This window comes from Streptococcus sp. HMSC065E03 (assembly GCF_001815045.1).
In the GTDB taxonomy this organism is placed as follows: Bacteria; Bacillota; Bacilli; order Lactobacillales; family Streptococcaceae; genus Streptococcus; species Streptococcus parasanguinis_AD.
On the sequence record NZ_KV818852.1, the window covers coordinates 324,969 to 336,918 of the forward strand.

Genomic DNA, 11,950 nt, shown 5'->3' on the forward strand with positions numbered 1-11,950 from the left:
CCGCCGTGAGAAAAGTGCTAGAAACACTATTGTTTCTAGCACTCGGGAGTTTTGGAACCTTAGGTCCAAAACTAAGTCATGGAACTTCAAAGAAGTTCGCTGACGTCCGTACTCACCTAAGGAAAGTTTTTAAGAAGACTTTATCTTCGATCTGAAATTTTTCTTTGAAGATTTGTCTGATTGGGCTTTTTTCGCTCCTATTTTTGTCTCTATAATGTCTCCTGCAGAGCTTGGGCTAGGATGCGGTAACCGGCTACATTTAAATGGAGGCCATCTGTCGTATAGGCTTCTGCCAACTGCCTCTTTTCATCCAATAAAGACGAATACACATCAATATAGCTGACCTGGTGGTAGGCCTGGGCCAATTCGCGATAGGCCTGGTTGAGGGCCTGAATTTTTTCATTGGTCCGCACATAGACCTTTTGTTTGTAGCGCTCTTCTTGACTCACCGGTAAAACCGAGATCAGGTTGATGTGGGTCAGCGGAAAGTCCCTCATAATTGCTTGTAAGACCGCTTCTACATTGTCTAAGGTTTCCTTTTGAGGAATTTCTTTTCCGATATCATTGGTCCCGATCAAGAGAAAGATCTGATCCACCGCCGTTCCAAAGACATGGGCGTCTAGATGCTCACGAAGAAGACCCGTCTTATAGCCTCGCACTCCTCGATTGACCATGTGCTTGGGACTTTGTAATAGTTCATGAATGGGAAAATACTCTACGATGGAGTCTCCGATAAAGATCAAACCAGGCTCTTTCAGAGGGGCTTGATTGAGCTCCCGATAGGTTGTTATGATTTTCTCCTGCTCCTTTAAGAGCCAGTCTTCTAACAGTTGTACTGCCATCTACTTCTTTCCTTTCACTTGTTCCCAGGGGGTCAATCCTAGATACTCTTCGATCACCTGGTAGACACCACCTTCCTGATGACTCGGTGCTAGATGTTTGGCAACAGCTTTGACAGCTTCTTCTGCATTAGCCACAGCATAGGAATGACCTGCCATTTCAAGCATTTCGATGTCGTTTCCACTATCCCCAAAGGCCATGACCTGGCTGGCATCAAGCTGCCACATCTCCATTAATTGAGCCAGACCCCAAGCCTTGTGAATGCCTGCTTGTAAGAGATCCATGCTGCCAAAACCGCTCGAAACCGCCATGAGCTGATCTCCAAAAGCCTGCTGGACTTCCCGACGCACTTGATCGAGACGATCCAAGCCAACAACCAAGCTCATTTTAAGCACCTGATCAAATAGATCTGCTGTCAATTCGGGGACAAACTTCATCCGCTTGTACAAGGCTTCAATCACTTCCGGCTGCATGAATTTCTCAACTTCTGTAAAGAACGTGCCTTCCTTGACAAAGCCACCATTAACTGCTGACACAACCAGCTGGTCTGAAATTTCCCGCCCCTTAAAAAAAGCAAGAACCGCCTCTACTAGTTCTCGATCCCAGAATTTTCCTAGAATCATCTGGTCATCCTCAAAAATCCGAGCTCCGTTGGCTACGACCAGAGTCACCCGCTTGACCAAAGGACCCAAGAGCTGGCGCATGCGATGGATTTCATTTCCCGTCGCAATGACAAAGCGAATCCCTTTTTGATCCAAGTGGTCCAAAAGCCTTTCCAGACGCGGAAGATCCACCTCTCCTCGCTCATCTAATAAGGTTCCATCCATATCTGTAGCAATCAACTTAATCATACAATCTAACCTTTTCCCTTTCAAAGGGTGTAAATTATCTGGTTCCATTATACCACAGATCAAGCAAGTCAAAACCACCCGCGAAAACAGGTGGCTTCCTCTTGGGCTGAAGGTTGCTACTGATGGCCAAGGGATCTTATGAATATAAGCCCTTCTCCACACTTTCCTGAATTAACTCTTCCGTCAGTTTCCACAACTCTTTGGATTCACTTTTTATGAACTTTTTCTTTTCTAATACCATCTCTGAACGGATATGATCGGGATTATAATCGACTTCTGACACTTCCAAGTGATTGATCAGTGGTACCAATGCGTCAATCACTCTTGCATATCTTGCCTCAGGACTCTGCTCTTTTTCAAACTCCAACCACGAATTTTTCATACTCACATATGTTACTTCTGGAAGAAGGCTCATTGTTTTTTCTATAGATGCTAGCTCTCTATCATGAGCATGAAGCTTTTTTTCATCATCAAACACCCAAGTATCTCCGGCATAAATCTCACCTAAATCATGGATCAGTAACATAGAAATCACCTTTTCCATATTCAATTTTTCAGGATAATAATCTTGCAGAACCATCGCAGCTATCGCACCCTGCCAAGAATGCTCGGCACTATTTTCAAACCGTCCATCAAGAGTTCTATTAAACCTTGTTACTGACTTCAATTTCTCTATTTCTTTAATAAATTCAACTGTCTGATTCAAATCACTCATGGCGACTCCAACCTCCCTATTCGAAATTACGACTATCATACCAAAAATCAGGTTTTCCATAAATGAATTCCCGTATTTGCAAAAGAAAAGGAAAATAATTCAGATTGGATACAAAATCATCTTAGAAACTTTCCGTTGTGAGAAAAGTGCCTGAAACAATAACGTTTCAGGCACTCGGAATTATTGAGACCTTAGGCTCAATAATTAGTCATGGAACTTCTTCGAAGTTCGCTGACGTCCGTACTCACCTAAGGAAAGTTTTTAATATGACTTTGTCTTAAATCTGAAACTACTGCTTAGCTTCTATTTTTCACCCAACAAAAGCCCAAATAATGGCAATCAGCACTGCTGGAAGGAGATTGGCGACCTTGATCCGTTTACCCCAGATGAGATTGATCCCTACACAGAGAATGAGGCTGGAGCCAACTAGTGACAGATTCGAAAGGGCTTGTGGAGTCATGATCGGTGCGATCAAATGAGCCAACAGCGTGATCAAACCTTGAAGGATCACGAGTGGTACCACCGCAAAGATTGCGCCCTTTCCTTTTGAAACGGTCAAGACTAGAACGATGACCATATCCAGAATAGCCTTAGCCAACAAGGTCGAGGTGTCACCTGTCAAGCCATCCTGGACTGCTCCGACTACCGCCATAGCCCCGATACAAATGGTCAAGGCCGTGGTCATAAAGGCATCGACAAAGCTGGAATCGCCTTGGTTGCCCGTCTTTTCCTTCAGCCAGGTTCCCAGTCGCTCAAAACCCTCCTCAATCTTCAAGAGTTCCCCGATAACGGTCCCGATTACTAGACTCAGAATCAACATCATACTGCCGTGACTCTCCACATGACTTCCATGCACCACCAGCATCTTTTCCAAGGACCCTGCAATACCCAAGACAAAAACAGCAACTCCTGTCACTTTCAGAAGGGTCTCATGAAAATCTTCTGATAAACGTTGACCGATGAGCAGTCCTAAAAGCCCACCAAATACAACTCCTAAGGCATTATAAAAGGTCCCTAAACCGATCATTTACAAACTCCTTCGTTCGTTTTTCATTCTTTTTCAATTTCTTTCAAAGACCAGTGTCCCGTCTCTTCATACTGGTCAATCAAGTCCTTGGCTGTTTGCGTAATCTCCTCTGGATAATGCAAGCTTTCTAGAGTATTGACCGCATTTTTGGTCACCGCTGACCCTGGCTTGATCTGGTAGTCAAAGACGATCTTGCCATCCACATAGCGACTGTCAAAATGGTAATTATCATTTACTTCACCGGAGGCTGCGACCAGCTCAATATCGTGACTGGAAATCATGTAGAGGCAGTTTTGGGCAGCCAACCAGCGGACAATCCCAAGACCTGATCCGATCCGCTCGATGGTATTGGTCCCCTTAAAGAGCTCGTCAATAAAGAAGTAGTGAAAGCCAGACTTCTTCAGATGCTGAATCATACGTAAAATAGCTTTACTTTCAGTGATGAAGTAACTATCTCCAACTTCAATGTCATCGCTCACATCCATAGCCGTTAGCACATGACCATAGGGAAGGGCTAATTTTTCTCCATAGGCAAAGCCTGATCCTTGAGCCAGAATGGCATTGATGGCGACAGTTTTAAGGTAGGTCGATTTCCCGGAGGCATTGTCCCCACTGATGACCATATTTTTCTGAAAATGCACATCATTCGCAATCGGATTGGACAGCAAGGGATGATAGAGCGTCTCGCCCTCAATGCCACCTGTCTCCATAAAGACCGGCTGGCAGACCACTTCTAGATCCCGCTTATGGCGCAAGAGACTAATGGCGACTTCCATCTCTCCAAGGAGATCCAGAAGCTTCTGGGCCTCTTTTTGATGAGCCTTCACCTGATTGTAAATATAAACCTGAGCGATCTGCGGGAGTAAAAAGAGGACGTTGAGGTAGAGGAGAATAATTTCCATTTCCGAAGTCCCCGTTGGACTCTGCAAGACACTGGCAAGGATCCGCGTTTTCTTAAAGGGTTTGACCGCTTGCTTCAATTCTTCTTGTTGTGGCAAGGCTAGATGGCTCAAGCGTTCTGCCGAAGCAAAGATGCGGACCAAATAGCTAACATTGTCCAGACGGATTTTATTGGACCAATTGCGCAAACTCGAAAAGACAATATTAAAGACCACACTGATAACCAAGAGGGTAATGGCACCGACTGGCTCAAAGGGGATGGCAAAGAGACAGACAATAGGAAGACAGGCCAAGGCTAGATAGAGGGGTAAACCTGCATAATGCTTGCCGGGATTTGCAACAATGCTCCGCGCCATGTTGTGGTTCTTCTTGCCCAGTTGGTTGAAAATGACCTGGACCTTGAGGCGCAAATCAGGATGCTCTTCAAAGAAGGCTTCTAAGTCATGAAGCTGGTCCTGAGGCTGGAATTCCAGCAGGCGCATTTTTTGATAGAGAGCCTCTGCTCCAAGGCTCGATTGGGTATAGTTGAGCTGATCAAAGACCGCATCCAAAGCCAAATCATGCCAGGTCTGATCATCCACTTGGCTATCGATCGTCCTTCCCTTAGCTGGATAAGCCAGACTATCTATCAAACTTTCTTCTGTGTCTTTCTTGCGAAAGAAAGGCGCCCCATCCCAAGCCTTCTTCAGCTTTTGCTTGAGGCGGATGGCTGTAAGAAATTTGGTTGCCCAAATCACCACTATCAATCCTAGGATCCCAAGCGGGATCCAGTTCACATTTCCTTCCATGCTCTATTCCTTTCCACTCTGAGGCCAGTCCAAGTGAACACGTTCCTTCATTTCTCGATAAGCCGTGTCCACTCTCTCCTTGGTCTCCTCATCTAGCTTATCGCGGTATTTGCCACCCTTGATAAAATCTTCCAAAATATAGGTTTGGTACTTGTACAACTCATAACCTTCAGGAGAATAGGTGCCCTTCGGAGTCCGACTGACCCAGGTTGGATGAGCAGTAGCCGTCTTAATCCGTGTCTTGCGACCAACCTTTTCGATGGTCACATCCATCAAAACTCCACGCTCTGTCCATTGGGCAGTCTCTATACCTTCCATAGTTTCCAGACGTTGATTGGAGAGAAAATTCCCCATCGAGTAGATGATCAGCTTGTTTTGACCATCTTTATTGACCACTTCAGCAGGCTCTACAACATGGGGATGTCCGCCAAAAACGATATCAGCGCCCCAAGAAATCATTTTATGATAGAGCTCTTTTTGCTCTTCTGTCGGCTCTAACTGGTACTCAACTCCCATCTGGGGCATAACAATGGTGATATCAGCCTCTTGCTCCGCCTTTTGGATCTCTGCCTTCATCCGTTCTTCGTCTAGGTCAGACAAAACATTCGCCTGCTCTTCTGGAGTAAGGGTCGTTTCCATTCCATTAAAGCCGTAAGCGTAGGCTAGAATAGCAATCTTGATGCCATTCACTTCCTTGATCACTAAGGGGGCCTGGCCTCTCTTTTCATGCGTGTAAACACCGACAGGGGTGATGCCTGCATCTTCAAAGGCCTTGGCTGTCGAATAGACCCCTTCTAGGCCTGAATCCAGGATGTGGTTGTGTCCCAAATCCATGACATCATAACCAGCATCCTTGATGGCTGGTACGACTTCGCTTGGCGCATTAAAGAGGGGATAACCTGACAAATAGTAATTCGGGTCAATGGTTCCCTCAAAATCACCCAAGGCCAGATCCGCCTTTTGTAGCCAGGGTTTGACATACTCATAATTTTCATGAAAATCATAGGTCCCATCTTCTTTTTGTGCACTCATATAGACCAGATCATGATAGAGCTGATCTCCATTAGCCATGATCCGCGCTGTATGAGGAATCTGATCAGCCGGTGTTTTTGCCTTGTACACAACCTCTGGCCGTTCCGTTGCGGTGATCGGAAAGCCTTGAAACTTTTGTACCCACAAGATGGCATTAGCCACGATAAAAACGACTGACAAGAGCACATAGACAAACTGTTCATTGGTCAGCTGAATCTTTGAAAAGAGACGATCAAAAGCCCAATCAAAGGCCGCCGATAGCTCTTTCCCCATCGTTTTGATGGTCCCTTTCACACTCTCCCACTTCTCTAACATTCCTACCTCTTCTTCGTACCTAGTTTCTCCAATGATCCGCCAACAAATTGAGCTGTCATTGAAATACTTTCTCTTCATTGTATCACAATTTTTAAGAAGAGAAAAAAGAGAGCAGGACAGAAGCGCCATTGTTTAGAAACGCTTCATCGTCCTGCTCCTGCACAGTTGATGGATTCATGTAATTGATCGATCATCACTTCTTATCATTTGATTTGGACAAGCTGATTGCAACCATGACAAGACTTAGGAAAAAGGCCGAAAGCAACCCTTTTGTCGTCCGATTCATAAAAGGTTGATGGAATACAAAATGATTATAGGCAGTAAATCCTAATCCAATCAGAGTTACCATAGCTGAAAGCGTAAAAATCATTCGCCACAAATTTCTTTTTTTCATCATAAACTCCGTTTTTCGATCTACTAGAAAGGCCCTCTTATCTCAATGCTTTTAACAAATAACCATAACCTTCTTGCTCCATGTCCTCTTTTGGAATAAAGCGCAGAGAGGCCGAATTGATACAATAGCGAAGGCCACCTTGGTCTTTGGGTCCATCGGTGAAGACATGGCCGAGATGGGCATTGCCTGAGCGGGAACGAACTTCGATCCGCTCCATTCCATGGCTATGGTCCTGGTAATAGTGGACCACATCTTTGGCAATGGGACGGGAGAAACTTGGCCAGCCACAGCCAGATGCAAACTTATCCTTGGCAAAAAAGAGTGGCTCCCCAGTCGTAATATCCACATAGATGCCCTCTTCAAAGGTCTGATCATAGGCATTGTGGAAAGGACGTTCCGTCGCACTTTCTTGAGTGACTTGGTACTGCTCTGCTGTTAGTTTCGCTTTTAAGGTTTCCTGATCTGGCTTCTGATAGGCTGCTGGATCAATCAAGGGCTGCTCAGCATCCGTCACATCGATGTGGCAATAGCCTCCAGGATTCTTCTTGAGGTAGTCTTGGTGGTAATCCTCAGCTAGGATATAGTGGCGCAAGGGTTCCAACTCAACCGCAATTTTGCGGCCTAGTTGCTTCTCTTCTTCCGCAAACACTTGGGCGATCACTTCACGATCTGCCTCGTTTGTATAATAGACACCGGTTCGATATTGGCGGCCTCGATCATTTCCCTGCTTGTTAATGGACAAGGGATCGATCACCCGGAAATAGTAGAGCAGAATCGCTCGTAGGGTGATTTTATTTGGATCGTAGATGACCTGAACGGTCTCTGCATGATCCGTTTCCTTGATCAGTTGGTAATTGGTCGTTTCTACCTGGCCATTGGCATAGCCCACCGTCGTCTCTTCTACACCGAGGATCCGTGAAAAATATTCCTCTAAGCCCCAAAAACAGCCACCTGCTAGATAAATCTCTGCCATCTTTTTTCCTCGCTTCCTGCATTCCCCACAAGGAACGCTTCTTACTATTAGCTCCATCATAATCCATGAGCCTCAGATTTTCAAGGATTCTGCATCAAAAATCCCTTCTACTATATGTAAAAGGGATTCAATCCTTCTTATTTTTCAAATAAGAAAAAGAGCGAGTAATAGAAGTTCCAAAATGATAGGGTTAACTGATGTAGAAAATCATGAAGGACTACCATGACCAACACCTCCTATGAATATCTGTAGACAAACTCTAGGCACATCAACTATAAAAGCACCGTCGGTCCATAGACCTGTAACTGAGGCTTCACAACCTCGTAATGCCAGTGATCATAAGCTCGCCAAGCTTGAAAGGCCTCTTCGTTCAAAGCTAGCCCAACCAGACCAATCAATAGACTGGCGGTCTGATAAAACTTTTCTAACTCAATCAACAGACGATTGTCTACCCGCCTAGCCTTTCGTAAACCTTTCAACATCTGATCTAGATTTTCTCGAAATCGAAGGGCATCTGGACTGGGGGTGAATCCCTTAGAAAAGGCTGTTTGAAGAAGGGTGATCGTCGTTCTTGCCTCTTGAATCACATCCCTTTCTTCCATAGAAATCACCTTCCTTTTCACCTCCATTGTACACCTTTTTCTCTCTATAAAAATGGAAAATTCCTAAAACTAGGAACAGAATGAGGTTGGGTCAAAAGTCCTAGCCTCTCAATTATTTTTGGATTGTCGAGCAAGACGCAGTGGTTGATGGGCTCTACTACGCTGATTTCATCAGCTTTTACAGCCCTACTCAACTGTGCGAAGGAGGGACGACGAAATTGAATTCTAACGAATTACCGATTTCTGTCCCACTCTCTTAAAAAACTTCCCCAAGTTTCCACTTGAGGAAGTTCTTTTCGAAAGATTAGTCAATGTAGTGCAATTTCCCACGGAAGTCTTCCAGGCTTTGGTATCCTTTTTCTTCCATGATGGCTTTGAGCTCCGCAGTGATGCGTTCAAATGCTCCTACTCCTTCTTTATGAAGCGTCGTGCCGATTTGCACCATACTAGCCCCACAAAGGATATGTTCAAAGGCATCGCGACCGGTCAAGACACCTCCTGTCCCCACAATCTGAATTTCTGGATTCAGACGTTGGTAAAAGGCATGGACATTGGCGAGAGCCGTTGGTTTGATGTATTCTCCACCAATCCCACCAAATCCGTTCTTAGGACGAATCACCACGGATTCATCCTCGATGTAGAGGCCATTTCCGATCGAATTGACGCAATTGACAAACTTGAGCGGGTATTTGTTAAAGATCGCTGCTGCTTGATCAAAATGAACGATATCAAAATAAGGTGGCAACTTGATGCCTAGAGGTTTGGTGAAATAGGCAAAGACCTCAGACAAGATCCGATCTGTCGTATCAAAATCATAGGCGATCTGAGGTTTCCCAGGGACATTGGGACAAGATAGGTTCAACTCTGTCAAGCCTTTAAAGTCACTATCTTGCACCTTTTTCAAGATGGTATGAGTTTCTTCAGGAGACATGCCGACGAGAGATAAGAAGAAGGTCCGGTCTGGATCCGTTTCTTGCAACTCCAATAAGTAATTCAAATAATAGTCCAACCCTTGGTTAGGTAGCCCCATTGAATTGATCGAACCAAGCGGCACATCTTGGTAGCGTGGCTCTGGATTACCAGCACGGAATTCTAAGGTCGCTGTCTTGGTCACAAAGGTCCCCGCAGCTGAGTTCTTCACTTCTTCTAATTCCTCAGTGGTCATACAGGCTACACCTGCCGCATTCATCAGGCAGTTGTCAAATTCAAAACCAGCAATTTGCGTTTTTGTCGATACCATCTTGTACTCCTTTTTTGAAACACCACCAACAGAATTGTTCGGGATGCTCTCTATTTTCTTCTTTCATTATACCATCACTTGGAAGCTTCCGGACTATCAAAGCTAAAAATTCTTCCAAACATTCGGACTTTCCTAGTCGCGATAAAATTTTCAGAAAATTCAACTTTTTTCTTTACAAGCCAAAAAAAGTCTGCTATAATGATCCATGTAATAAAACATGACATTGTTTGTCAACTGTCTCAAAACCACTCCCCTAGCGGGTTTGCTGGTTTTCGTTTCATTCACAAAGGAGAATTAACATGACAACTGCTAAAGAATATATCCAAAGCACTTTCGAAACTGTAAAGGCTCGTAACGGCCATGAAGCTGAATTCCTTCAAGCTGTTGAAGAGTTCCTCAGCACTTTGGAACCTGTTTTTGAAAAACATCCTGAATACATCGAAGAAAACATCTTGGCTCGTATTACAGAACCTGAACGCGTAATTTCTTTCCGTGTTCCTTGGGTTGACCGTGAAGGAAACATCCAAGTAAACCGTGGTTACCGTGTTCAATTCAACTCTGCTGTAGGTCCTTACAAAGGTGGTCTTCGTTTCCACCCAACTGTTAACCAAGGGATCTTGAAATTCCTCGGTTTCGAACAAATCTTCAAAAACGTCTTGACTGGTCTTCCTATCGGTGGTGGTAAAGGTGGATCTGACTTCGATCCTAAAGGAAAAACAGACGCTGAAGTAATGCGTTTCTGCCAAAGCTTCATGACTGAATTGCAAAAACACATCGGTCCTTCTCTTGATGTTCCAGCTGGTGATATCGGGGTTGGTGGACGTGAAATCGGATACCTTTATGGTCAATACAAACGCCTTCGCCAATTTGATGCTGGTGTCTTGACTGGTAAACCTCTTGGTTTCGGTGGTAGCTTGATCCGTCCAGAAGCAACTGGTTATGGTTTGGTTTACTATACGGAAGAAATGCTCAAAGCCAACGGCGACAGCTTTGCTGGTAAGAAAGTCGTGATCTCAGGTTCTGGTAACGTTGCTCAATACGCTCTTCAAAAAGCAACTGAACTTGGTGCAACTGTTATCTCTGTATCTGACTCAAACGGTTACGTGATCGACGAAAACGGTATTGACTTCGACCTTCTTACAGACGTCAAAGAAAAACGTCGTGCACGTTTGACTGAATACGCTGCTGAAAAACCAACTGCTACATACTACGAAGGTTCTGTATGGACTTATGCTGGTAACTATGACATCGCTCTTCCATGTGCAACTCAAAATGAAATCGATGGCGATGCTGCTAAACGTTTGGTCGCTCAAGGGGTGAAAGTTGTCTCTGAAGGAGCAAACATGCCAAGTAACATCGATGCCATCAACGTATACAAAGAAAATGGTATCCTTTACGGACCTGCTAAAGCAGCCAATGCTGGTGGGGTTGCTGTATCTGCTCTTGAAATGAGCCAAAACAGCCAACGTCTTTCATGGACACGCGAAGAAGTGGACGGACGTTTGAAAGACATCATGACCAACATCTTCAACACTGCTAAAACAACTGCAGAAACTTACGGACTTGGTAAAGATTACCTTGCAGGTGCCAACATCGCTGCCTTTGAAAATGTCGCAAACGCGATGATTGCACAAGGTCTTGTATAATCAATCGATATTTTTCTTTGAGACCTTCGGGTCAAAGCCTCTCAACTCCTGAAACCAGTATGTTTCAGGAGTTTTTTTGTAGCTACCGACCTCTATCAAGTCAACCCGACCAAGGGAGAAAAGCCATTTTTAAGACAAGGGGTTCGACCTTCTGTAGTGGAGAGATGTAAGCCCTCTCTTTTTCTGTATCTTTTTCTAAAAAAATTTTATTTTTTTTACTTTACCCCCTTGCATTTTTAATAAATTAGTATTAAACTATAGCAAAAGGAGGTGTGCTTATGTTTCTTTTAGCTCAAGAAAAATCAGATACGATCAAATTCCTTAAGTCTGAATTGGTCCAATTACTCTCCAATATGCGACAAGAAATCGCATCTAGCCGTCAATCACAGACCGGCGCAGCTTGCCATCATATTGAATATTGCATGGACAAGATCCAGAGGGCAAAAAGTTCCGTAGCCATTGCCCTCCCGATCGAATCCTTAAATCTCGAAATCACGACTATGATGCGCAAGCAACTCATCGTCTTGCCACCAGAAGCTCGAAAAAATTGGGACCAAATTAAAAAGCTGGATTTCAAATACTGCCACTTAAAATAGAGAGTGGGACAGAAATCGGTAATTCGTTAGA

At 44.5% G+C, this 11,950-nt stretch carries 11 protein-coding genes; 2 read left to right on the forward strand and 9 right to left on the reverse strand.

What is annotated here, in order from left to right:
• Positions 1-209 precede the first annotated feature (209 nt).
• The 9 genes from HMPREF3002_RS06120 to HMPREF3002_RS06165 all read right to left on the reverse strand — a co-directional run bounded on the left by HMPREF3002_RS06120 (position 210) and on the right by HMPREF3002_RS06165 (position 9,677).
• Positions 210-842, reverse strand: a complete 633-nt coding sequence (locus tag HMPREF3002_RS06120; RefSeq protein WP_024055139.1) for an SGNH/GDSL hydrolase family protein — start codon at positions 840-842, stop codon at positions 210-212.
• The gene (locus HMPREF3002_RS06125; RefSeq protein ID WP_023919110.1) at positions 843-1,691 is read right to left on the reverse strand and encodes an HAD family hydrolase; all 849 of its coding nucleotides are present in this window, start codon (positions 1,689-1,691) and stop codon (positions 843-845) included.
• A gap of 136 nt (positions 1,692-1,827) precedes the next feature.
• Positions 1,828-2,406, reverse strand: a complete 579-nt coding sequence (locus HMPREF3002_RS06130) for an HD domain-containing protein (protein WP_023919112.1) — start codon at positions 2,404-2,406, stop codon at positions 1,828-1,830.
• A gap of 310 nt (positions 2,407-2,716) precedes the next feature.
• Positions 2,717-3,433 (reverse strand): DUF554 domain-containing protein, encoded by a 717-nt coding sequence (locus HMPREF3002_RS06135; protein ID WP_070665607.1) that lies wholly within the window; start codon positions 3,431-3,433, stop codon positions 2,717-2,719.
• Positions 3,434-3,456: 23 nt separating this feature from the next.
• The gene (locus HMPREF3002_RS06140) at positions 3,457-5,121 is read right to left on the reverse strand and encodes a MutS-related protein (RefSeq protein ID WP_070665610.1); all 1,665 of its coding nucleotides are present in this window, start codon (positions 5,119-5,121) and stop codon (positions 3,457-3,459) included.
• Positions 5,122-5,124: 3 nt separating this feature from the next.
• Positions 5,125-6,468: a CapA family protein gene (locus HMPREF3002_RS06145; RefSeq protein ID WP_070665612.1), complete on the reverse strand. Its 1,344-nt coding sequence runs from the start codon at positions 6,466-6,468 to the stop codon at positions 5,125-5,127.
• A gap of 431 nt (positions 6,469-6,899) precedes the next feature.
• Positions 6,900-7,835 (reverse strand): peptide-methionine (R)-S-oxide reductase MsrB, encoded by a 936-nt coding sequence (gene msrB, locus HMPREF3002_RS06155; RefSeq protein WP_070665616.1) that lies wholly within the window; start codon positions 7,833-7,835, stop codon positions 6,900-6,902.
• 272 nt (positions 7,836-8,107) lie between these two features.
• A complete protein-coding gene (locus HMPREF3002_RS06160; protein WP_061591443.1) occupies positions 8,108-8,464 on the reverse strand; it encodes a hypothetical protein in 357 nt (118 codons plus the stop codon).
• A gap of 277 nt (positions 8,465-8,741) precedes the next feature.
• Positions 8,742-9,677 (reverse strand): dihydroorotate oxidase, encoded by a 936-nt coding sequence (locus HMPREF3002_RS06165; RefSeq protein WP_049474144.1) that lies wholly within the window; start codon positions 9,675-9,677, stop codon positions 8,742-8,744.
• Positions 9,678-9,976: 299 nt separating this feature from the next.
• Here HMPREF3002_RS06165 and gdhA point away from each other — a divergent pair, with 299 nt between their 5' ends.
• Together gdhA and HMPREF3002_RS06175 are read left to right on the forward strand one after the other, a co-directional pair.
• On the forward strand, positions 9,977-11,323 hold the full coding sequence (gdhA, locus tag HMPREF3002_RS06170; RefSeq protein WP_003004977.1) for an NADP-specific glutamate dehydrogenase: 1,347 nt from the start codon (positions 9,977-9,979) through the stop codon (positions 11,321-11,323).
• A gap of 278 nt (positions 11,324-11,601) precedes the next feature.
• Entirely contained in the window at positions 11,602-11,919 is a 318-nt protein-coding gene (locus tag HMPREF3002_RS06175; RefSeq protein WP_070665618.1) for a hypothetical protein, read from the forward strand.
• Positions 11,920-11,950 lie beyond the last annotated feature (31 nt).

Bases quoted from the DNA above. Each gene is read 5' to 3' on its own strand.
- HMPREF3002_RS06125 (WP_023919110.1), bottom strand. From the start codon at position 1,691: ATGATTAAGTTGATTGCTACAGATATGGATGGAACCTTATTAGATGAG.
- gdhA (WP_003004977.1), top strand. From the start codon at position 9,977: ATGACAACTGCTAAAGAATATATCCAAAGCACTTTCGAAACTGTAAAG.
- HMPREF3002_RS06175 (WP_070665618.1), top strand. From the start codon at position 11,602: ATGTTTCTTTTAGCTCAAGAAAAATCAGATACGATCAAATTCCTTAAG.
- HMPREF3002_RS06120 (WP_024055139.1), bottom strand. From the start codon at position 842: ATGGCAGTACAACTGTTAGAAGACTGGCTCTTAAAGGAGCAGGAGAAA.
- HMPREF3002_RS06135 (WP_070665607.1), bottom strand. From the start codon at position 3,433: ATGATCGGTTTAGGGACCTTTTATAATGCCTTAGGAGTTGTATTTGGT.
- HMPREF3002_RS06140 (WP_070665610.1), bottom strand. From the start codon at position 5,121: ATGGAAGGAAATGTGAACTGGATCCCGCTTGGGATCCTAGGATTGATA.
- HMPREF3002_RS06130 (WP_023919112.1), bottom strand. From the start codon at position 2,406: ATGAGTGATTTGAATCAGACAGTTGAATTTATTAAAGAAATAGAGAAA.
- HMPREF3002_RS06165 (WP_049474144.1), bottom strand. From the start codon at position 9,677: ATGGTATCGACAAAAACGCAAATTGCTGGTTTTGAATTTGACAACTGC.
- msrB (WP_070665616.1), bottom strand. From the start codon at position 7,835: ATGGCAGAGATTTATCTAGCAGGTGGCTGTTTTTGGGGCTTAGAGGAA.
- HMPREF3002_RS06160 (WP_061591443.1), bottom strand. From the start codon at position 8,464: ATGGAGGTGAAAAGGAAGGTGATTTCTATGGAAGAAAGGGATGTGATT.
- HMPREF3002_RS06145 (WP_070665612.1), bottom strand. From the start codon at position 6,468: ATGTTAGAGAAGTGGGAGAGTGTGAAAGGGACCATCAAAACGATGGGG.